This window comes from Streptomyces sp. NBC_00271, from assembly GCF_036178845.1.
Classification (GTDB): domain Bacteria; phylum Actinomycetota; class Actinomycetes; order Streptomycetales; family Streptomycetaceae; genus Streptomyces.
Genome location: NZ_CP108070.1, coordinates 5,403,236 through 5,423,744 on the forward strand (window position 1 = coordinate 5,403,236; position 20,509 = coordinate 5,423,744).

Annotated in this window: 18 protein-coding genes; 5 read left to right on the forward strand and 13 right to left on the reverse strand. The window is 69.4% G+C overall.

Annotated elements, in window-relative coordinates; translation table 11 throughout:
* Positions 1-19: 19 nt before the first annotated feature.
* Positions 20-643 (forward strand): DUF4232 domain-containing protein, encoded by a 624-nt coding sequence (locus OG798_RS24725; protein WP_121415835.1) that lies wholly within the window; start codon positions 20-22, stop codon positions 641-643.
* A gap of 121 nt (positions 644-764) precedes the next feature.
* On the opposite strand, the gene OG798_RS24730 is transcribed toward OG798_RS24725, so the two are convergent.
* The 10 genes from OG798_RS24730 to OG798_RS24775 form a co-directional block, all read right to left on the reverse strand.
* The gene (locus OG798_RS24730) at positions 765-1,454 is read right to left on the reverse strand and encodes a response regulator (RefSeq protein WP_095854103.1); all 690 of its coding nucleotides are present in this window, start codon (positions 1,452-1,454) and stop codon (positions 765-767) included.
* A gap of 1 nt (position 1,455) precedes the next feature.
* Positions 1,456-2,640: a sensor histidine kinase gene (locus OG798_RS24735; protein WP_328757693.1), complete on the reverse strand. Its 1,185-nt coding sequence runs from the start codon at positions 2,638-2,640 to the stop codon at positions 1,456-1,458.
* 4 nt (positions 2,641-2,644) lie between these two features.
* On the reverse strand, positions 2,645-4,858 hold the full coding sequence (locus OG798_RS24740) for an MMPL family transporter (RefSeq protein ID WP_267062133.1): 2,214 nt from the start codon (positions 4,856-4,858) through the stop codon (positions 2,645-2,647).
* 129 nt (positions 4,859-4,987) lie between these two features.
* Entirely contained in the window at positions 4,988-5,701 is a 714-nt protein-coding gene (locus OG798_RS24745; RefSeq protein WP_120985316.1) for a hypothetical protein, read from the reverse strand.
* The gene (locus OG798_RS24750; protein ID WP_267062134.1) at positions 5,691-6,173 is read right to left on the reverse strand and encodes a DUF6114 domain-containing protein; all 483 of its coding nucleotides are present in this window, start codon (positions 6,171-6,173) and stop codon (positions 5,691-5,693) included. Before OG798_RS24750 ends, OG798_RS24745 begins: the two co-directional genes overlap by 11 nt.
* A gap of 77 nt (positions 6,174-6,250) precedes the next feature.
* Complete coding sequence (locus OG798_RS24755; RefSeq protein ID WP_121415831.1) at positions 6,251-6,871, reverse strand: DUF6230 family protein; 621 nt, start codon at positions 6,869-6,871, stop codon at positions 6,251-6,253.
* 1,098 nt (positions 6,872-7,969) lie between these two features.
* Positions 7,970-9,466, reverse strand: a complete 1,497-nt coding sequence (locus tag OG798_RS24760) for an FAD-binding oxidoreductase (RefSeq protein WP_121415830.1) — start codon at positions 9,464-9,466, stop codon at positions 7,970-7,972.
* A 389-nt stretch (positions 9,467-9,855) separates the two neighbouring features.
* Positions 9,856-11,244, reverse strand: a complete 1,389-nt coding sequence (locus tag OG798_RS24765; RefSeq protein ID WP_121415829.1) for a S53 family peptidase — start codon at positions 11,242-11,244, stop codon at positions 9,856-9,858.
* 221 nt (positions 11,245-11,465) lie between these two features.
* A complete protein-coding gene (locus OG798_RS24770; protein WP_121415828.1) occupies positions 11,466-12,677 on the reverse strand; it encodes an acyltransferase family protein in 1,212 nt (403 codons plus the stop codon).
* 316 nt (positions 12,678-12,993) lie between these two features.
* The gene (locus OG798_RS24775; protein WP_218902150.1) at positions 12,994-13,728 is read right to left on the reverse strand and encodes a rhomboid family intramembrane serine protease; all 735 of its coding nucleotides are present in this window, start codon (positions 13,726-13,728) and stop codon (positions 12,994-12,996) included.
* A 211-nt stretch (positions 13,729-13,939) separates the two neighbouring features.
* Here OG798_RS24775 and OG798_RS24780 point away from each other — a divergent pair, with 211 nt between their 5' ends.
* Positions 13,940-14,623 carry a GntR family transcriptional regulator gene (locus OG798_RS24780; RefSeq protein ID WP_257016739.1) on the forward strand — a complete coding sequence of 228 codons (684 nt, stop codon included), beginning with the start codon at positions 13,940-13,942 and terminating at the stop codon, positions 14,621-14,623.
* Positions 14,624-14,718: 95 nt separating this feature from the next.
* Here the strand turns inward: OG798_RS24780 and OG798_RS24785 are convergent, their stop codons facing one another.
* Positions 14,719-15,561 carry a calcium-binding protein gene (locus OG798_RS24785; protein WP_328757694.1) on the reverse strand — a complete coding sequence of 281 codons (843 nt, stop codon included), beginning with the start codon at positions 15,559-15,561 and terminating at the stop codon, positions 14,719-14,721.
* A 149-nt stretch (positions 15,562-15,710) separates the two neighbouring features.
* Positions 15,711-16,913, reverse strand: coding sequence for an MFS transporter (locus OG798_RS24790; protein ID WP_328757695.1), 1,203 nt, complete (start codon positions 16,911-16,913; stop codon positions 15,711-15,713).
* A gap of 103 nt (positions 16,914-17,016) precedes the next feature.
* Between OG798_RS24790 and OG798_RS24795 the strand changes: the two genes are divergently transcribed.
* The gene (locus OG798_RS24795) at positions 17,017-17,982 is read left to right on the forward strand and encodes an ArsR/SmtB family transcription factor (protein ID WP_121415825.1); all 966 of its coding nucleotides are present in this window, start codon (positions 17,017-17,019) and stop codon (positions 17,980-17,982) included.
* 48 nt (positions 17,983-18,030) lie between these two features.
* Here OG798_RS24795 and OG798_RS24800 read toward each other — a convergent pair whose 3' ends face one another.
* Positions 18,031-18,963 carry an SMP-30/gluconolactonase/LRE family protein gene (locus OG798_RS24800; protein WP_257016737.1) on the reverse strand — a complete coding sequence of 311 codons (933 nt, stop codon included), beginning with the start codon at positions 18,961-18,963 and terminating at the stop codon, positions 18,031-18,033.
* Positions 18,964-19,030: 67 nt separating this feature from the next.
* Here OG798_RS24800 and OG798_RS24805 point away from each other — a divergent pair, with 67 nt between their 5' ends.
* Complete coding sequence (locus OG798_RS24805) at positions 19,031-19,540, forward strand: glutathione peroxidase (protein WP_121415823.1); 510 nt, start codon at positions 19,031-19,033, stop codon at positions 19,538-19,540.
* Positions 19,541-19,621: 81 nt separating this feature from the next.
* Positions 19,622-20,470, forward strand: a complete 849-nt coding sequence (locus OG798_RS24810) for a MerR family transcriptional regulator (protein WP_413253551.1) — start codon at positions 19,622-19,624, stop codon at positions 20,468-20,470.
* The last annotated feature ends 39 nt before the right edge of the window (positions 20,471-20,509 follow it).

The window sequence follows — 20,509 nt, forward strand, 5'->3', positions numbered from 1 at the left end:
CATGCATTCAGGGGGAACGATGCGAGCGACCACACGTCTCACCGCCGGGTTGGGTGTGCTCCTGGTGGGCCTGGCCGTAACGGCCTGTGGCCACGAAGCCGGAGAGAACGGGACCGCCACTCCCGCGAGTGGCGTGGCGAGTCCGTCCGTTCCGTCCGTCACTTCATCCGCCACGTCCTCCGAGGCGCCGAACCCCACCGAGTGCCGAACCGGTTCTTTGACGTGGACGCTGGTACTGCTCCCCACGCAAAGCAGTAGTCGGCGCAACGCGCTCTTGACCGCTGCCAACAAGGGGCCCAAGACCTGCGTGTTCGCCGGTTACCCGGGATTCAGCGTCCACAACGGCAAGGCGAACAGCATTGAGGGCGTCGGCCACGGACACCCCAAGCCGGTCACTCTGCACAAGGGGGCAAAAGTGACGGTCGACCTTCAATACACGCCCAGCGGTGCGAAAGGCGCCGGCGATTACTGCGTCAAGGAGGGCGAAGCGCTGGTCTCGGCACCGCACAACCCCGACCGTGAGCGCACGAACGTCCCAGTCATGGACACACATCATGCAGCGGCACAGATCGATGCCTGCGGTGACTCCATCTCCCTGTCACTACCGCATGACACGACGGCACCCGCAACCACCACGAGATGAGTCCCACCGTCACCCCCGTCATGCGCCCGTGCCCCCCAGTCCGCACCGGCGCGCCCAGCGCGCGCTCCGCCTCGGCCGCCGACTCCACGTCCAAGTCAGCTGCGCGTTGGGGGCCCGGCCCTCAGAGCGCCTCCCGGTCCGGGCGTACGAGCAGTCCGCGTTCCAGGGCCACGACCACCGCGTGGGTACGGTCGCTGACGTCCAGTTTGGCGAAGACGCGCAGGAGGTGGGTCTTCACCGTCGCCTCGCCGATGACCAGGCGTTTGCCGATCTCGGCGTTGGAGAGACCGTCGGCCACCGCGTTCAGGACGTCCAGTTCTCGGCCGGTCAGCGCCACGGGGGCCGGGCGGCGCATGCGGGCGACGAGGCGTTCGGCCACCTTCGGGGCCAGAACCGTCTCACCGCGGGCCGCGGCTCTGATGGCGTCGACCAGTTGCTCGCGCGTGGTGTCTTTCAGGAGGTAGCCGATGGCTCCGGCCTCGACGGCGCGCTCGATCTCCACATCCGTGTCGTAGGTGGTGAGGATCAGCACCCGGGTCGATGTCCTGCCGGCGACGATCTCCGCGGTCGCGGCGACGCCGTCAAGGACGGGCATACGCAGGTCGATGAGGGCCAGGTCGGGCGCGAGGCTCTGGACGAGTTCGACGGCCTCCCTGCCGTTGCCCGCCTCTCCGACGATGGCGATTCCGGGCTCGGACGCCAGGAGGGCGACGACTCCCGCCCGCATCACGGTGTGGTCGTCCACCACGATCACACGGATCCTGTCCGTTGCCCGCGGCGCGGCCGCCTGGTCGGTCGTCGGTCGGGCCATGTCAGTCCTGACTGTTCGTGGGGATCGTGGCGAGGATGCGCGTTCCGTCTCCGAGGGAGCTGGTGACCGTGAAGTCGCCGTCGAGTTCGGCCAGCCGCTTGCGCATGCCGGCGAGGCCGAAGCCCTGGGCCTCGTCCGGCACGAAACCGCGGCCGTCGTCGGTGATTTCCAGTTCGATGCCGTGCGGAGGCCGGGCCAGGACGACGCCCACCGTGGTGGCGGCCGCATGCTTGCGCACATTGGCAAGAGACTCCTGGGTGCAGCGCAACAGTGCGATGCGGGTCGTCTGGTCGCAGTCGACGTCGGCCAAGTCCGCGGTGACGGTGAGCCCCGTGTCCTGGATGAAGCGGTCCAGGGTCCGACGCAGCGTGGTGGCCACCGAGCCCGGGGCGACTCCGCTCTGCGGGGCGGAGCCGACCAGCACGCGCGCCTCGGCGAAGTTCTCGCGCGCTGTCCGCACGATCGACAGCAGTTGCTGGTCGCACGTGTCGGCGTCGGTGCCGTTCGCGTCGCGGGCGGCCTCCGCGAGGACGATGATGGAGGCGAACCCCTGGGCGAGGGTGTCGTGGATCTCGCGGGCGATGCGCTCGCGTTCGGCCGCCGCTCCCTGCCGCTGGTAGGCCTCCGCCAACTGCTCCTGTGCACTGTGCAGTTCGGAGGCCAGTTGCTCGGCGCGGGCGTTGCTCTGACTCATGAAGCGGTGCACCCACAGGCCGAGGACGACGCCCGCGCCGTAGGCGACCACGGTGAAGACGACGTTCCCGGTGAGGAACTGGGGGCTCCAGCCCTGACGCAGGGTGCCGCCGAAGACGGTGGTCGCCGCGCCGAAGCCGCTCAGCACGAGAGAGGACCTCGGGTTGCGGGCAAAGATCCAGAAGTGCGGCAGGGACACGATGTAGAACGCCGCCGCGCCGCCCAGCTGGTAGGAGACGCCGCCCTCCACCAGCGCGAGCAGTCCCAGGAAGACCTCGGGGCGCAGCACCGGCTTGCGCGGCGGAGCCAGGACGAGCACGTAGCACAGGGTGATCAGCGCCAGCAGACCCAACGACCCGTACTTCTTCGCCTCGGCCGCGTCGAGTACGGCGACGGCCGTGGGCAACAGGCCAAGGACGACCCAGGAGATGGTGTTCCAGAGGTGGAGCGGGCCCAGGGAGTGACGGTCGTCGGGCTGCGGCCGCTGCTTCATGGGTTCAGCTTACTTTTTCGAGGGTGCGGGGGGCGGGGGTCGTGTCGCGGGCCTTGCGGATCCCGTGTGAGGGCCACCAGTTGGCCTCGCCCAGCAGCAGCATGAGCGCGGGCAGCATCAGCATCCGAATGACGAAGGCGTCGAGGAGTACGGCGACCGCCAGACTGAATCCGATCTGCTTCATCTCGATCAGATGCAGTGCGGCGAAGCTCGCGAACACGGTCACCATCACGACGGCGGCGCTGGTGACCACACCGGCCGAGCTGCCGATGCCGTCGATCACGGCCTTGCGGGTCGGAACCCCGTTCAGAGCGGCCTCACGCACCCGGCTGATCACGAACACCTGGTAGTCCATGGACAGCCCGAAGAGGATGACGAAGAGGAACAGCGGCACCCGGGAGCCGATCGAACCGGTGGAGTCGAAGTCGAGCAGCCCCTCGGCCCACGTGTCCTGGAAGACGAGGACCAGCACGCCGAGCGAGGCGGCGGCCGACAAAAGGTTGAGCAGTACGCCGACCAGTGCGAGGACCAGCGAGCGGAACGCCCACACCGTCATGACGAAGGTGACGAGCAGCAGGGCTCCGATGATCAGCGGCAGCTTCTGCTGCTGATGCGTGGGGTAGTCGGTGTAGCGGGCGACGTCTCCGGTCACCGCGGTCTCGGTGCCGGCGACCTTGCCGACGGTCTCGGGGACGTAGGTCCTGCGGATGTCCTTGAGGGACGACTGGGCCTGGTCGGTGCTCACGTAGTACGGCACCTGGAGCTGGAGCATGCTGATGCGTTTGTCCGGCGAGGTGAACAGCTGTGAGGTGCCGCTCAGTCGGGCATCGTCCTTGACGTCCGCCGCGAGCTCGCGCAGGGCGGCGGTCACCTCGGACGAGCGGTTGGCGTCGGCTCGTACGACGACCTGGTGCATGGACTTCAGCTCGGGGAAGGACGCGTTGAGGCGGTCGTACACCTGCATGGCCGCGATGGAGCGTGAGTGTGTCTCACGGCCCATGTCGGTCAGTTTCAGGCCGAGCACCGGGGCGGCGAGGGCGAGCATGGCGATGACGGTGACGGTCAGCGCGGCGGCGGGGCGCTTCCCGACGAGACTCAGCACCGCCGTGGTGAGGCGGCCCGCACCGGTCTTGGGCTGCTTCCGCGGCCGGGGCGTCCTACCGCGCTTCACGGCCCGGGCCTCCCTGCGCACGGCGCGGCGCTCGGCTCGCTCGCCGAGCTTGGCGAGCAGGGCCGGCAGGACGGTCAGCGAGCTGAGCACGGCGACCAGGGTGACGACGATCGCGCCGGTCGCGATCGAGGAGAAGATCACGTCGTCCGCGAGGAACAGCGTGGCGCTGGAGACGGCGACGGCGAGACCGGAGAGTATGACGGCCCGTCCCGACGTGGCCGCGGCGAGTTCGACGACGGCCTGCGGGCTGAGCCGGCCGCCGGCCCGGGCCCGCTCCTCCCGTTCGCGCTTGAGGTAGAAGAGCGTGTAGTCGACGCCGACGGCCAGGCCGATGAGCAGGATGACGTTGGTGCCGACGCCGGCGTCCGGGAAGACGTGCGAGGCCAGCATCGACAGGCCGATGGCCGCGGCGATCGAGGAGAGCGCGAGCAGCAGCGGTACGAGCGCCATCACGATGGAGCTGAAGACCAGCAACAGGGTGATCAGGGTGACCGGCAGGGCGATCACCTCGGTGCGGGAGAGGTCGTCGCCGCGCAGTTTGTCGACGCCCTCGCTGATGGAGGGGGATCCGGTCTCCTCCACCCGCAGATCCGGGTTGGCCTTCCGCACGGCGGCGGTCTGCGCGAGCAGCGGGGCGACGTGCTTCTTCCCTTCCAGCTCGGGGCCGTTCATGGTGACGTCGACGCGGACGGCGGTGCCGTTCGCCGCGTGCACGGGGTCGGCCACCGAGCGGACCTCGTCAAGCCCGCGCATCCGGTCGGCCACGTCCTTCGCGGCGGCGTCGGCGGCGGTCAGGTCCAGGCGGCCGGACCCGGGCCGCGCGGTGATCAGAACGCGTTCGACGGGGCGCTGCTGCAGCCCGCCCTCGGCGGCCAGCGCTTCCGCCCGGCCCGCCTCACCGATACGGAAGTCCTCCGTGGTGGCCGGGTTGCCGCCGACCGTGATGCCCACGCCTAAGCAGAGGACCACGAACAGCAGCCAGGAGACAATCGCGCGCCAGGGGTGCCCGGCGCTCCAACGAGCCATGCGAACGGGGAGATTCTTCATGCCGTTCATGCTGGTCGGCGGGGGGTTCGTGCCGACAGCCTCGACAGGTTGAACTTCGGGTCCACCAAGTGGTGGACCCCGCTGGAAGGGGTCCGTCGGCGGGATCGCGGGACAGGGGTGCGGCCGGACTCATGGCCTCGCGCTGAGGGCCGGCCCGGCGATGGACAGGTCGCCGCTGAGCTGGGCGACCTGTGAAACGGTCACGTTCTCGAAGGTGATGGTGCGGGTGGGAACAGCGGGGTGGGAGAGCCACGGGGGCAGTGTGTCGGGGGTGACGGTGACGCTGCGGTCCGCCGGGAGCGGAGCGCCGCCCAGTCCGACGAGCGTGCCGGACAGCTTCTGGGTGTACAGAGTCACCACGTCCTTGCCCTTGACCGTGGATGTGCTCGCGGGCTTGGTCCGCAGACGCATCGCCGCGCGGCCGCGGCCCGCCGTCAGATCGAGGTCGCCGAAGTCCAGCGACCGTGCGGTGAACTTCAGCGCCCGCGTGGACCCGGCCGCGGTCCGGACGGTGACCACGCCGCGGAAGGCACTGCCGTGGAGTACGAGTCTGTCGGCGCGCAGCACCCAGGGGACGTTCGCCGGACGGCCCGGCAGTCGGGCGACCGGCGTGCCGGCATCTGCTGGTGCCTTGGATGTACGGATGCCGCCGGGGGCGAGCAACGCCTTCGAGGCCGCTGGTGTGGCGAGCTGCAGGACCAAGGGCAGGCCGGCCACGGCCAGCGCGCAGGCGAGGGGCCACAGCAGTTGGCCGGCCGGGCGGCTCCTCACCGCACTGCTCGGATGGCGGGGATCGGACTCCGGCCCGCTTGCCGCACAGCCGGTCAGGGCGTCACGTGCCACCGTGGTCCTCACCCGCGGGGATGGTCGTTGACGCGGGGTTCGCTGCGGGCTGCGGCTCGGTGGCGGGCGGCGGAGGAATCCAGGCACAGGCCAGGGATCCGCCGATCAGGCCGGAGGTCAACCCGATGAGGAGGCCCCCGAAGTTGGCGACGGGAAAGGAGACGAGGGCGAGCAGAATGACCGCGATCCCTGCGAACACGCGCACCTGCTGGTGGAACCAGAGGGAGATGGCCAGGGCCACGAGGAGGACTCCGATGATCAGCGACCCCGCGCCGGCCGAGGTCGACAGTGCCAGCGTGATGGCGCCGAACTTCAGGTGCGCGTACGGGAAGTAGATGATGGGCAAGCCCGCCGCGAGGGTGAACAGGCCTGCCCAGAAGGGGCGTTCGTCCCGCCAGGTCTTGAATCCTCGTCGGGCGGCGGTGGCGGCGACGCGCACGTTCTGGCGCCTGCCGAATCGTTCGAAGAACACGTGGGCTTTCCGTGATGTTCGGCGGGCGGGAGTACGGGGCGAGCGGGCGCGAAGGATGGGTGTTTCGTGACGATGGGTCAGAAGCACTCGTGGTGGCCCTGTCTGAGCCGCACATCGAGGTCCGGGACGTTGAACGTGGCGGCCGAGACCGCGACCGTGGTGAAGTGCACGTTGGTCAGGAAGGCAGAATCCGCCTGCTGGGCGAAGCCGTTGGGGTCGAAGAACCGGGAGTTCCTGTCCCCCCGGTTGATCGGGCCCTTGCTGACCGCTCCCGCCGCCACACCGATGTCGAGGTCGTCGAAGTTCGCCTGCGTGCTCGACAAGGATGTCGCGTCGAGGAACAGGTTCTTCGCCTCGACCCGCCTGCGGTCGCCGCCGGTGATCCTCAGCGTGTACGGGCCCAGAACCGGGACCGAAACCACCACGGACTGGCACAGCCCGCTGATCTCCGCACGGCTGGCCCCGGTGACGAAGACGGGCACCAGGGTGCCCTTCCTGGTCACGTCCACCATGCCGTAGATGCTCAGACCACGGACGTCCAGCGTGTCCAGGGCCACCTGGAACTTCTGGCCGGAGATGAGGAACGACGCGGCCAGTGCTCCTTGGGCCATACCGACTCCGAGGGCAGCGGCGGCCATGACACTCGGCGCGAGGACGGCGGCAAAGCGCTTCCAGGAGGTTCTGCCGCGGTGCAGCATCCCGTCTCCTTCCGGTCATGACGTGGGCTCGCCGATGCCAGACAGGGGTGGGCGACGCCCCTCTCTCTAGTGGCGGATCCTAGGCTTCCCGGCACGTCAGCCGACGGCACGCCAGGTCGGCCGGACGGGTGAATCGGTTTCCGTTGCGGCATACGGATGACACGCGGCGCCAGTGACGCCGTCGGTGTCTCCGATGCCGACCACCGCCGAGTGGACGCGGGCCGGGCTTCTACGGCGGATGCCGCGCCGCTTCGAGCCGGCGGTTCGGGGTCGCAATCCCTCGCTGGGACACTGACAGGCCTGCGTCCAGCAGGCCTGCGTCTTTGGGCAAGGACCGGCTGCCGCTGCCGTGCCGCATCGTGCGGTCGGTCACGGCCGACGACGGCTTGTCGCAGGCCATTACTTCATGACCGGGGAGCCCGCCATTCCTGGAGTGACCTGCGTACGCCACTTCGTGTGGCCTCGCGCCAGGCGCGCGCCGGACCCGCTCAGCGCCGACGGGCTACCTTCGCACCAGTCCAGCCGCGTGTCAGACTGCTGCCCATGACTCACAGCCGAAAGGGCTATGCCGCGTAGGCGCCCCTCACGCCTCAGGGCGGACAACAGGCACTTTCCTGCACATCGAAGCTACTCAAAGATCGGTCGGCTCTCCGGCCCAGCTCAAGCACAGATCATTCTGCTGGAACGGACGCGGCTCCAGCCCGGTCTGATCGAGCAGGCGCTCACCCGGTGGGCTGCCATCGCAAGGGCACCGAGAGATCAACTCCCTTCCCCGTTCAGCGACCGGTGCGGCATCCCGGACTGTTGCCCCGAACCGGCGGACGAACGAGATCTACTGGAGCTGGCGATCTGTGCTCTCCCCAAGAAGAGCTCGCGCGAGCTCCACAGCATCGTGCAGTCTCTCGATCTGAAGATCCTCGAGCGTCCTGACGCTGTGCCGTACGGCGATCCACCACATCGTTGGTGGCAGTGCGCCTTCTGAAGAGACGCCCGCGGACAGGTAGATGACTCAGTGCGGCGACATGGCACGTACGACGTCCGAGAAGGGCCGGCTCGGGAGGGGCTTCCCTCCCGAGCCGGCCCTTTGCGTTGGTTCGGTCAGCAGAACGCGGGCGGGATGCTCTGCTCGTACTGGAAGACGTTGCGGGGGTCGTACTTCGCCTTGATCTTGCGCAGCCGGTCGAAGTTGGATCCCCAGTAGGCGGTCTCCCAATCCTGCATTCCGATGTTCGGCACGTTGACGTAGGCGCCGTTCACGTACGGCCGCAGTGCCTGGCTGAACTCGGCGATCCAGGCCTGGGCCTGCGGGGTGAGAGGGTCGCAGACACCTGGCTGCCCTGTGCGCTTCCCCCAGCCGGCGCCGGGTTCGGAGTAGAAGAGCGCGTCGCGATGCGCGAACGCCGCGCCGCCGCGGGGACTCTTCCTGACCGCACCGCCGAAGGCCTGGGTGAAGAAGTTGCTGTCATCCGTGGGGGCGTCCTGCATGAATGAGGCGATCAGGCTGATCGCTTCCTTCGGGAACGGCTTTCTGGTGAACTGCGAAAAGAACTTCCAGTTCGCGGGCTCGTCCCCGGTCGGAATCTGGAATCCGGCGTACACGTCGCCCCAGTTACCCACCTGCACCGAGAGCTGGGGGTTGCCGACCGACAGAATCGGGGCCAGCAACGCGTTCGCCTCTTCCGGCGATCCTTCAGCGAGAACCGCGAACAGCAGGATCTGGTTTTTGTGGATCTCGACCTGGGTTCCGAGGCGGTTGTCGGCGGTCGGCGCCGTACGCTGCCACGCGTCGAAGACCCCGTGCAGGTCCCCGATTCCCGCCCACGTCGCCTGCACATAAGTGACGCTCTTCAGCCGAGCCGTTTTGTAGGTGAGTGACGTGACGATCCCGAAGTTGCCGTTCCCCGCCCCGCGCAGCGCCCAGAGCAGGTCCGAGTGGTGGTTCAAGTCCGTCTTGACCACCTTGGCGCACTCGGCACCCGACGCGACGACGACCTCAGCCCCCACCAGGCTGTCGCAGGCCATGCCGAGGTAGCGGGTGAGGAAGCCGAAACCGCCGCCGAGCGTCGCACCGGACAGACCCACGGTGCCCTCCGTCCCGGTCGTCACCGCGAGGTCCTTCTTCGCGAGGGTGGTCACGGCCTCCAGCTGGCTGAGCCCGGCGCCGACCGTCGCGACACGAGAGTCGGTGTCGATGTGGACCGACTTCAACTCGCTGACGTCGATCACGATGCCGTTGTCCACGTTCGACCAGCCCTCGAGGCTGTGGCGGCCGCTGCGCACCCGCAACGCGACGTCGTTCTGCCGCGCCCACGTCAGGGCGTTGACCACGTCCTGGGTGTTCTGGGCGAAGACGATGACCAGCGGATAGTGAGCGAAGAGCTCGTCCCAGCCCAGGCTCGCACTCGCGTACCCGGAGTCGTCGGGACGGACGATGCGGCCGGTCAGCTTCGCCGGCTTGCATTTCGCGTGTTCGGCCCCTTCGGTCGCGGCGCTCGCGCCCGGGGCCTCCCCTGCCGCGACACCCGGGAGAACCACCGCCCCGGCACCGGCGGCCGCCGTCGCCTTGAACAGGCCGCGACGAGAATAATCGTGCATGGTCCGTTTCCTCTCGACCGGACTGCGCCAGTATTCGACCAAGGCGAATCTTGTCCGCAGGGCGGCGCGTGACATCTTTTGTGGACAGCCCCTGTATGGACGGCCCTTGCATGAGCAGCCCTTGGGGCCCGCACAGTAACAAGGGTGAACGTGGCCCTTTGTCCGACACGCTAATCGAGGAAGAGGGCGGCATACCGAAGGAGGACATGTGCAAGCGCGCATGAATCATGCCTGCCGTCGATTTCGAGTATTTCGATCCTCTCAGCCTGAACCGAGGCGGCGGACGGAATCCACCGACTTGATTTCTGCAGATGAACAGACGGACGGCCCGGGTGTGGAACCCGGGCCGTCTCAGGGGCACCTCTCAGGGGCCGACTCGCAGCGGCGACTCAGCCGCGGTGGCTCGCTCGGGCGAGTGCGGGCACGAAGCGGAGGGCGTCGACGGTGCCCACGCCGGTGGCCATGTCGTAGCCGTTGACGGCCTTGTAGCCGGTGACGCCTTCGTAGCTGTTGTTCGTGCCGTCGTTCACGTCGACGACGCCGGCGCTCCTGTCGTGGTGGGCGGAACGCTTGGAGAGGGCGTACAGCGCCTCGTTGATGTTGCCCACCCGGTGGCCGGCCGCCTGGTCGGCGAGGGCGACGATGCCCGAGAAGAGCGGGCTGGCCTCACTGGTCCCGCCGGTGACGTCCCAACCGGTGGCGGTCGGGTCGAAGCTCGAGTAGATCCAGGCACCGCCGTTGACCGCGGCGGCCAGCGACACGTCCGGGGTGCCGCGGCGGGCGCCGACGACGTTCTTCACGCCGTTCTGGAAGGCCGGGCGGGAGAAGACGTGGGACTGGCCGCCGCCGCCCGAGCCGTAGTCGTTGTAGACGCTGTCGGGCTTGACGCGCTGGCCCTTGTCGTTCAGGTGGAGCTGGGTGCCGCCGATGGAGGTGACCAGCGGGTCCGAGGAGGGCCAGGAGTTGACGCGCTTGTCGTAGTAGGTCTTGCCGTCCGCCTTCAGGTCGGTGGCGCCGCCGTCACCGGAGGAGGCGAGGACGGTCACGTGCTTGCGGTTCGCGGCCTCGAAGGCGTAGCGCAGCTTCTTGATGCTGGAGAAGTCGCCCTTGTCGAATCCGGGGAAGGTGTCCTCGGTGGCGCCGAAGCTCTGGCTGATGACGTCGCCGACGCCGTGGTCGATCAGGTGCTTCTCGGCGTCCATCATCTCCGGCAGACCGGTGGTGCCCTCGGTCTCGGCGACCGCCGTCTCCACCAGGACGATCTTGGCGTCGGGCGCCACGGCGTGGGCCATCTCGACGTCCAGGGTGGTCTCCCCCGCCCAGCCGGTCATGTCGGCGTTCTTGGGATCGAAGACGGGAACCTTGCCCCACTTGACCACGTTGACCTTGGTGCTGCGCAGGCCGAACTGCTTGCTGTAGACGTCGAGATCGTGCTGGACGGTCGGGGAGCCGTACGAGTCGACGATGACGATGGTGCGCCCCTTGCCCGTGATGCCCTTCCGGTACAGCGCGTTGAGGTCGTACGCGGTGCGGTACTGGAGCGGGTTGTAACAGGCGATGTGCCACTTGGCCTGGCACTGCTCGCTGGAGAGCGGGCTGGCCACGTCGCGGACCAGGGTGTGCCCGGCAATGGCCGGGACGGCCTTGGTGTGCGGTACGGCGGCAGGCGCGGCGGCGGTGACGCCGGCCAGCGGAGCGGTCGCCAGCGCGGCGACCGCGAGGGCGGCGGTGGCGGCCGTGGAGGCCGCGACGCCGCGCCCGGTACGGGATATGTGCATGAATCCCCCTGGATGGTCCTGAGTTGCACGGAGTGGTCTCCGTGCATCCCATCGAGTGAGACATGCACAGGACAAGACCATTGAACACTCGATGCCGAACCCTTTACCCAAACAGCACCCGCGGCGGAACAGCCTGCTTGGCCAGCACGTTCATGGCGCGCGGACTCTCCGGACAGGCAGCCGGGCGGCGATTGCCGGGGGCGCCGTCGTACCACCATCCGTCAAGAGCGCGGCGTCGGCGGCTGCCGGTCGAACGCGGCCGTGTTCAGCGAGCGCCGCATGGCGAGCGCGATCGGCCGCTCGACGAAGCGGTGCACGAAGTACGACAGGACGATCAAAGCGATCACCGTGGCCACGACCAGCGCCGAGGGGTCGATCCGGTCGCCGTAGTGGTGGGCGACGGTCATTCCGATCGTGTCGTGCAACAGGTACAGCGGGAAGGTCATCGCACCCGCGACGGTCAGCCCGCGCCAGCGGATCCGACGGGTGCCGCCGAGCGCGATGGCGCCCATCGCCAGGAAGAACAGCGTGGTCAGGAGGATCAGCCAGCCGCGCCATGGCGCCCATGTGGCCCAGTTGACGCGGCCGCCGTGGGGTGCCAGCAGGAAGTGCAGCGCCAGCAGCCACGACATGGCGACGATCCCCCACAGCAGCGGCGTCGGCCGGAAGCGGTGCATGAGGTAGAAGGCCATGCCCGCGATGAAGTACGGGGCGGACGTCGGGTTCACGATCAGCGTGAGCAGCGGGATGTGGGCGCTGGGCGCCAGCACCGCGGCGACCGTCCACAACCCGCAGAAGATCACCACCCGCTGATGGGTGAGGCCCTTCCACACCACGACCGCGAACGTGAGGTAGAAGCAGAGTTCCGGCCAGAGCGTCCAGTAGACCGGGTCCAGGTTGGACACACCGAGCGGGGTCTGCAACATCGTGAAGTTCGCGAAGAGCACCCGCGGGTTGGGGTGCCCGAACGGGGTGTCGGCGAAGTAGATGACGCACGCCGACAGCACGATCGCGATCCAGTACATCGGGTACAGGCGGGTGACGCGTGAGATGAAGAAGTCACGCGGGGTGCGCCCCCACGCGCTCATGCAGATGACGAAGCCGCTGATCAGGAAGAACAGGTCGACGCCGAGCCGTCCGAAGGCGAAGTAGGCGTGCGCCTGCGGGAAGGTGCTCTGGTACGGGCGGCCCCAGACGACGACCATCGCCCCGGGGGTCTGGCCGACGAAGTGGAAGAGGACCACCGACAGCGCCGCCAGGAATCGCAGCCCGTCCAACGCGGCGAGCCGGTCCGCGCGGGCGCCCCGCCTGACCGGGATCACCCGTGGCGCGGGGGCCGCCTGTGGCAACGGCGCCTCCTCTGCGAGCGCCCCCTCGAGCCCCTGTCTCGTGGCCACGCCGGCCAGTCCCCTGCGATCGTCCGCCTGGGTCATGCGTCCCCCGTTCCAGGGTCGTCCTTCTTTTTCGGACAGGCCACGGAAGCCCCCGATCACATGCCCGACGGTCAAATGACAAGGTTGCCGGATATGCACCCTTCAGGGTGGATGACGGCGCCGCTGAAGCCCACGGATGGCGCGTACCCACTGTCCACCGTGCGATACGGGCCTATTGGTGTGAGCCAGGCCGCACACGGCACCAACGCAGGTACACACTGGCGTGCACCTGCTTCACCGACCCTGAGCGTGGGCGACGGCGGGGCTCCGCGGGCCGGGAGTGAACCGACGGGCGGCGGGTTCTGGAGCGGAGCTTCTAGAGCAGGCCCAGGTCGCCGAGTTCCTTGTGGAGGTCGGCGCGGGGGTTGTCGGGGCGGGGCTGAAGGGTGCCGCGGGTGGTCGGGCCGGTGCTGCCGCCGGCGTGGGTGTCCTTGGCGGGCCGGGGGCGTCGGTCCCGGAAGAGCCAGGCCCCGACCAGGCCGCCGATCAGGCCGCCGAGGTGTCCCAGCCAGCTCACCCCCGGCGTCCCGGGCACCGCCACGGTGAGCATGTAGGCGAAGGAGGCAGCCATGACGACACCGATCAGCGTGTCGATCAGATGCCGGTCGAAGAGCCCGCGCACCACGACATAGCCGAAGTACCCGAAGATCAGGCCGCTGGCGCCGACCGTGTCCACGTCGCCCCGCTCGAGGAACCAGACCGTGAAACCGCTGGTCACCACGATGAGCAGGCTCAGCCCGAGGAAACGGACCACCCCTCGGTAGGCGGCGAGGAATCCGAAGACGAACAGCGGTCCCGAGTTGCTCTCGATGTGTGCCCAGTTCCAGTGCAGGAAGGGTGCGGTGAGGATGTTGGGCAGCGTGCCGATGTCGCCGGACACCACTCCGTAGTCCCGCGAGAGTGCGTAGTGGTCGGCGAAGTTCGCGAGCTGCGCCAGCCAGACCAGCGCCAGGAACCCGAACATCACGAAGAACGCCTTCCGCGCCTCCGCGATCATCTGCTCGGGACTCATCGGCCCCGTAGCGACCCGTTCCCGTTCCGCCCCGCCCATGGCACGCTCCCCTCCTCGGCGGATCCTCATCCGCTCCACGACCACCCCCCCCAGAATGCCAGCAGCCACCGGGCCCGGATCCCCACGGTCGGGGCCAGATTGTTGACGATTTTGTGTACCCATCCTACGGTCGGTAACCATCTCCCAGGAGAGCGGAGAGCTCGAGGAAGCCCGAGGCGCTCCAGGAGCTCGAGACCGAAGGAGTACGTACGTGTCCCCAGCTACCGGCAGTGCCAAAGGCAGCGGCGCCGCGGCCAAGGAGCAGGCCCTCGTCGCGCTGCGCGGGGCCATCCTCGCCGGTGACATGGTGCCAGGACAGCGCCTGGTCGAGGCCGAGTTGGCCGAGCAGTTCGACGTCACCCGGGCCAGCGTGCGGGCCGCGCTGGTCGATCTCGCCGCCGACGGCCTCGTGGAGCGGATCCGCAACCGCGGGGCCCGGGTCCGGACCGTGTCCGTGAGCGAGGCGGTGGAGATCTACGAGTGCCGCATGGTGCTCGAGGGGCTGTGCGCGGCCAAGGCCGCCGAACGGGTCACCGATGCGCAGATCACGCAACTCCTCGCACTCGGCGAGCAGTTGCGTGCCGCCGTCCAGGCCGCCGAGCCCCTGAAGTACTCCGAGCTCAACCGCCAACTGCACGACTTCGTCCGGGACATCTCCGGCCAGGACACCGCCGCCGAACTCCTCACCCGTCTGAACGCGCAGATCGTCCGCCACCAGTTCCGGCTGGCCCTGCAGTCCGGGCGCCCCCAGGTCTCCCTGGGCGAACACCTCGCCCTCGTCGAGGCCATCGCCGCGCGTGATCCGCAGCGCGCCGAGGCGGCCGCCCGTGCTCATGTGGCCAGCGTCATCGAGGCCCTGCGCGCCGTCGAGGGGGCCGGGACGGGCAAGGCCTGACCTCGGGGGGACGATCAGGCTCTCGGCCTCAGGGAGACCGAGAGCCTGTCGGGCCGGCGTTCCGCACGCCCGCGCCCGACCACCCCGCGAACGGGTCAGTTCTGGTACGTCTTGTTGCGCCCGGGGCCGCCGGACAGGGAGTCCTTGCCGGCGCCTCCGTGCAGGACGTCGTCGCCGCTGTTGCCGTACAGCTTGTCGTCGCCCGCGCCGCCGTACAGGGTGTCGTTGCCCCGGCCGCCCTGGAGCAGGTCGTGGCCCGCGTTGCCGTACAGCTTGTCGTTGCCGTCGTCGCCGAACAGCGAGTTGTCGCCGCTCGTGCCCGACAGGCTGTCGTTGCCCGCGCCACCGTGGCACTCGGCGCTGCAGTTGACGAGGGTGTCGTTGCCCGCGCCGCCGTTCGCGCCCTCGTCGTAGACCCCGCCGCCGCCGGAGAGACGGTCGTTGCCGCCCTGGCCGTAGAGGACGTCGACGCCGTGGCCGGTCAGGGTGTCGTTGCCAGGACCGCCGTAGATCCTCGTGTACCCGCCGCTGGTGTTGCTGGTCGTCGCGGTGTCGTTGCCGTCGCCGAGGTCGACGATCAGGGAGTCGAGGTCGGACGCCGAGGTGTTGGGCTCGGTCACCGTGCAGACGGCCTTGGTGTCGTCGCCGCCGGCCGGGCGGACACAGCCCGCGCCGAGGGAGATCTTGACGGTGTCGTCGAAGGTGTAGATGAAGTCGCTCAGCTGGGAATCCGGGTCGAACGCGCCGAGCGCCCAGGAGACGGACAGGTGGTTCGTCTGACCGGCGGCCGCCGTGTAGAACAGCTTCTGGCCTACGACGACCGCGGTCGCGCTCTTGGCGGGCGCGGCCTGTGCCGCGGGGGCGGCGAGGGTGACGGCCACGGCGGCGGTGGCGAGCGCCAGCGCCCTCGGCAGCGCGGTGATGCGGCGACTGAACATGGTTGGTTCTCCTCCACGGGGCCCGATGGGCCCAACGGGGCCCTGAGGGCCGATGAGGTCCGCGCGTAGGTCTGTGCGCGTGTGGTCATCCCGTTCGACGGCATCCTCCGCAGGGGAGTTGTGGCTCCGGTCGTACAACTTTTCGGCGTTCAGAGGGCGTTCACTTCTGGTTGCTTCTGTTGTGGTGTGGACACCTCCGGGCGTTGACGGGAGCCCGAAATCAGCAGCGTCGCGGCGACCGATGCGATCGCCATCACCGTCATCGCCGTTCCGGGCGAGGAGAGTTGGGCGACCGACCCCGCAAGCGCCGCGCTCACCCCCTGCATCGTGAGCATGCCCGAGGAGTGCAGCCCCAGGGCGTGCCCGCTCAACTCGTCCGGCGTCAGGGCCATCAGGCGTTCCTGCTGGATCAGACTCGCCCCGAAGCCGACCGAGGCGAGGGCGACCGCGCCCGCCGCCACCGCCACCCCCGGCCGCAGCGCGAACAGCAGATAGGGCGTCGCCAGGAGCAGCAGGAACGGGATGCCCAGGCGCCCGCGGACCGCGGGCGGGATGAATCGGCCCGTCGTCACATCGCCCACGAACATGCCGAACGCCGCGAAGGCGAAGAGCAGACCCGCCCGGTCCGGGGCGTACGACACGTACAGGGACTCGCAGCCGACGATCAGACCGTTCGGGATCCACAGGAGCAGGTACGTCGTCCGGCGCGGGCGCGAGGACCACAGCAGCGCGTTGGTACGCCAGGTCTGCGCGATCGAGGGGCGGCCGGTGGCCCTCGGCGCCCGGCGGGTCATGCCGAAGCGGGTGATCAGGGCCGCCGCGAGATACAGGGCCGCGGCTCCCGCCAGCGTGATCCTCGGCGAGAGCACCGCCACCAGGACGCCGCCCGTCGCGTAACCCGTGATCTGCGTGAGGCCGTTCGCCATGTTGAGGACCGAACGGCCCAGCAGATAGCCGTCCTTGGACAGGATCTCGTTCAGCAGACCCCAGCGGACACCGCCGCCGAGGGACGCGACCAGACCGAGGACGGAGATCAGGAGGAACAGCCCCCAGACCGGAAGGCCCGGCGTCGCCATCACCGCCGTACCGACGGCGAAGGACAGGGCGATGCCCGTCATCGTGGCGCGCGGCGCCAGCCGGTCCGCCGCCGACAGCAGGGTGGTCGCGCCGATCACCTGGGCGAGCTGCGGCCCGAACATGCTCACCGCCGACAGCAGTGGCGAGTCCGTCGCCCTGTACACCAGCGTCCCGACGGCCAGGCCGGCGATCGTCGAGGCCGCCGAGTTGAGCGCGGAGGACAGGAAGAGGGGGGTGAACTCCCGGGTGCGGAAAAGGTCGGAGTAGCTGCGCATGCCCGGAGTCTCGGACGGCGCCCGGCGTGGTCGTTATTGTTTCGCGGAGAAGCGAAACCACGCAGGGCCATGGCCGGCGGGAGAGAAGCGGCGGGAGGTGCGGATGGGCTGGTGGCAGATCAACGCCGACACCCTCGCCCGCACCCGTTTCGCGCTCTCCCCGCTCGCCGAGACCTTCGCCGCCGTCAAGCTGTTGCACGCGGGGACGGCGGCGCACCCCGGGGAGCGGGCCTGGCTCGACGCCCATCTGCCCGCGTACAAGAAGCGGCTGGCCGGTGACCCCGTCACCGCGCTGCTCATACGGTCCGGGCTCGGGCGGAACTGGATCGCCGACTTCCTGACGCCGACGCCGCGCGGCGAGGCCGACTTCGAGGAGGAGGTCGCCCGGGTGCGGGAGGCGTCGGCCGCGGACGCGCGGGCCCATCTCACCGTCTCCCTTGCCGGGCCGCTGCCCGCCGCCCTGCACCGCGACGACCTCCCGGAGCGCGCCGCCGACCTGCTCACCCACGTCTGGACCGAGGCCGTACGCCCCTACTGGGACCGGCGGCGGCGCGTCCTGGAGGCCGATGTCGTCGCCCGGACGGCGCAGTTGAGCCAGGGCGGCTGGGCGGCGGCCCTCGACGCGCTGCGGCCGGGCACGCGCTGGCTCGGCGACAACCGGCTGCAGGTCAATCTCCACGAGTACCCGCCACGCGAGATCTCCGGCGCCGAGCTGGTGTTCGTGCCGATCACGCCGCAGCGGCACGGCTGGGTGGCGTGGGAGGAGCCGGACCGGTACGCCGTCGTCTACCCCTGCTCGGGCGTGCTCGCCGACACCGCTCCCGAGGCCGTGCCGGAGAGCCTGGGCGCGCTGCTCGGACCCGCCCGCGCCGGGGTCCTCGTCCTCCTCGACTCCCCGATGAGCACGACCCAGTTGGTGGCCCTGACCGGGCAGGGTCTCGGCTCGGTCGGACGCCATCTGAAGGTGCTGCTGGACGCCCGGCTGGTACGGAGGGGGCGGGCCGGGCGGTCGGTGCTGTACTCCCGTACGCCCGCCGGGGAGGTGCTCGTGAAGGCCCAACGGGAGTAGGCCGGGAGGAGCGGGTGCCCCGGGTTACCGGTTTCCCGGACTACCGGACTACCGGTGCCGCTGGATGCGCGGGGCGCCGGTCACCGACATCATCAGCGCGTACAAGGACGTGGACGCCGTGATGAAGAGGCGGTTGTTCTTGGGGCCGCCGAAGGTGATGTTGGAGACCCTCTCGGGGACCAGAAGCCGGCCGATGAGGGTGCCGTCGGGGTCGTAGCAGTGCACCCCGTCGTCCAGGGCGGCCGCCCACAGCCTGCCCTCGTCGTCGAAGCGAATGTTGTCGAAGTGAACACCATTCTTTGCTTCCGCGAATGTTCTCCCGTCCGTGAGGGTGCCGTCGTCGCGGACGTCGAAGACGCGGATGCGGGCGGCGCGGGAGTCGGAGACGTACAGCTGCCGTTCGTCGGGCGAGAAGACGACGCCGTTCGGCCCGTCGAAGCCGTCCGCCGCGAGCCGCACCTCGCCGGTCCCCGGGTCGAGGCGGTAGACGTGGCACGCGCCGATCTCCGACTCGGCCCGATGACCCTCGTAGTCGCTCAGGATCCCGAAGTCCGGGTCGGAGAACCAGACCGAACCGTCCGACCGTACGACCGCGTCGTTCGGGCTGTTGAGCCGCTTGCCGTCGTAACGGTCGGCGAGGACGGTGACCGATCCGTCGTGCTCCGTCCGGGTCACCCGGCGGTTGCCCTGCTCGCAGCTGATCAGGCGGCCCTCACGGTCCAGGGTGTTGCCGTTGCTGTTGCCCGCGGGGGTGCGCAGGACGCCGACCGTGCCGGTGGGCTCGTCCCAGCGCAGGATGCGGTCGTTGGGGATGTCGCTCCAGATCAGCTGGCGCCAGGCGGGCACGTAGAGCGGGCCCTCGGCCCAGCGGGAGCCGTCGTGGAGGACCTCCAGCCTGCCGTCGCCGTTCGTGCAGCGGCCGGTGACGAAGCGGTCGTCGAGTACCTCGTAGATGCCCTTGATCGTGTTCGCGGTGGTCACGTTCGCGACCTTACCGAGCGAACGGGGACGTGGCCGGGGCGCCATCAAGCGGAGTTAGCATCCGTTTATGACTACTGACAGTTCAAGCAGTTCCGTGCTCGACGTCCAGATCGACTCCCTCCAGGGCGGCACCGCGGACCTCGGGCAGTACCGCGGCAAGACCGTGCTCATCGTGAACGTGGCCTCCAAGTGCGGGCTGACCCCGCAGTACGCGGGCCTGGAGCGGCTGCACGAGCGGTACGCGGGGCAGGGCTTCACCGTGCTCGGTGTGCCCTGCAACCAGTTCATGGGGCAGGAGCCCGGCACCTCCGAGGAGATCGCCGAGTTCTGCTCCGCGACCTACGGCGTCACCTTCCCGATGACCGAGAAGGTCGAGGTCAACGGGGACGCGCGGCACGAGCTGTACGAGCGTCTCGTGGACACCGCCGACGGCGAGGGCCACACCGGTGACATCCGCTGGAACTTCGAGAAGTTCCTGATCGGGCCGGGTGGAGACGTGGTGGCGCGGTTCTCGCCGCAGACCGAGCCGGAGTCGGCGGAGGTCGTGGCGGCGGTGGAGAAGCACCTGGGCGCCTGAACTGTTTGACCTTGCCCCTGGGGCAGGGAGCAGCGTCCCTTGTCACCGGGCGGAAGGCGCCCGGTGACGGAGGATGGGCTCGTGCGACAGGAACTGCTCACGATCGGCGCGTTCGCCGCCCGCGCGCGGCTCTCGCCGAAGGCGCTTCGGCTGTACGACCGGCTCGGACTGCTCGCTCCGGCCCATGTCGACGAGGTCAGCGGATACCGCTACTACCGCGCCGACCAGGTCGAGCGCGCCCGGCTGGTCGCGCTGCTGCGGCAGCTCGACATGCCGCTCGCGCGGATCGCCGAGGTGGTGGAGGTAGGGGCGGCGCAGGGCTCCGTGCTCCTCGCCACGTACTGGGCGGATGCCGAGGCGCGGTTCGCTTCGCAGCGGACGCTCGCCGAGTACCTCCGTGGACGGCTGTCCGGGAGGAGTACCGAGATGTACGGGAAGTTCGTGGTCGAGACGGTGGATGTGCCGGAGCGGGTGGTGCTGACGGAGAAGCGGCACACGCTGGCGGATGAGCTGCCGGTCTGGATTCCGGCCTCGCTGGCGCGGCTGGAGGACGGGGCGCGGGAGTGCGGTGGGACGACCGGCTCGCCCTTCGTCGTCTATTACGCCGAGGTCAGCATGGAGAGCGACGGGCCCGCCGAGTCGTGCGTGCCGGTCGCCGACGAGGAGGCTGCGCGGGCGTGGGCCGAGAAGCGGGGGCGGGCGTCGGGGATCGGGGTGCGGGTGGAGCCGGCGCGACGGCTCGCGTACGCGCGGATCACCAAGGCGCAGGTGGCTCATCCGCAGATCATCGCCGCGTTCGAGGCGGTCGAGGCGTGGATCGGGGAGCGGGGGCTGTCGTACGACGGTCCCTGCCGGGAGGTGTACTTCGCGGACTGGGATGCGGCGGGGCCGGAGGACGCGGTGTGTGACGTGGCGTTTCCGGTGAGGTGAGGTGAGACGCGGGCGGGGGCGGGCACCGGAGGGTTCTCG

Bases quoted from the DNA above. Each gene is read 5' to 3' on its own strand.
- OG798_RS24740 (WP_267062133.1), bottom strand. From the start codon at position 4,858: ATGAAGAATCTCCCCGTTCGCATGGCTCGTTGGAGCGCCGGGCACCCC.
- OG798_RS24760 (WP_121415830.1), bottom strand. From the start codon at position 9,466: ATGCACGATTATTCTCGTCGCGGCCTGTTCAAGGCGACGGCGGCCGCC.
- OG798_RS24775 (WP_218902150.1), bottom strand. From the start codon at position 13,728: ATGGGCGGGGCGGAACGGGAACGGGTCGCTACGGGGCCGATGAGTCCC.
- OG798_RS24805 (WP_121415823.1), top strand. From the start codon at position 19,031: ATGACTACTGACAGTTCAAGCAGTTCCGTGCTCGACGTCCAGATCGAC.
- OG798_RS24795 (WP_121415825.1), top strand. From the start codon at position 17,017: ATGGGCTGGTGGCAGATCAACGCCGACACCCTCGCCCGCACCCGTTTC.
- OG798_RS24765 (WP_121415829.1), bottom strand. From the start codon at position 11,244: ATGCACATATCCCGTACCGGGCGCGGCGTCGCGGCCTCCACGGCCGCC.
- OG798_RS24785 (WP_328757694.1), bottom strand. From the start codon at position 15,561: ATGTTCAGTCGCCGCATCACCGCGCTGCCGAGGGCGCTGGCGCTCGCC.
- OG798_RS24735 (WP_328757693.1), bottom strand. From the start codon at position 2,640: ATGAAGCAGCGGCCGCAGCCCGACGACCGTCACTCCCTGGGCCCGCTC.
- OG798_RS24725 (WP_121415835.1), top strand. From the start codon at position 20: ATGCGAGCGACCACACGTCTCACCGCCGGGTTGGGTGTGCTCCTGGTG.
- OG798_RS24790 (WP_328757695.1), bottom strand. From the start codon at position 16,913: ATGCGCAGCTACTCCGACCTTTTCCGCACCCGGGAGTTCACCCCCCTC.
- OG798_RS24755 (WP_121415831.1), bottom strand. From the start codon at position 6,871: ATGCTGCACCGCGGCAGAACCTCCTGGAAGCGCTTTGCCGCCGTCCTC.
- OG798_RS24770 (WP_121415828.1), bottom strand. From the start codon at position 12,677: ATGACCCAGGCGGACGATCGCAGGGGACTGGCCGGCGTGGCCACGAGA.
- OG798_RS24730 (WP_095854103.1), bottom strand. From the start codon at position 1,454: ATGGCCCGACCGACGACCGACCAGGCGGCCGCGCCGCGGGCAACGGAC.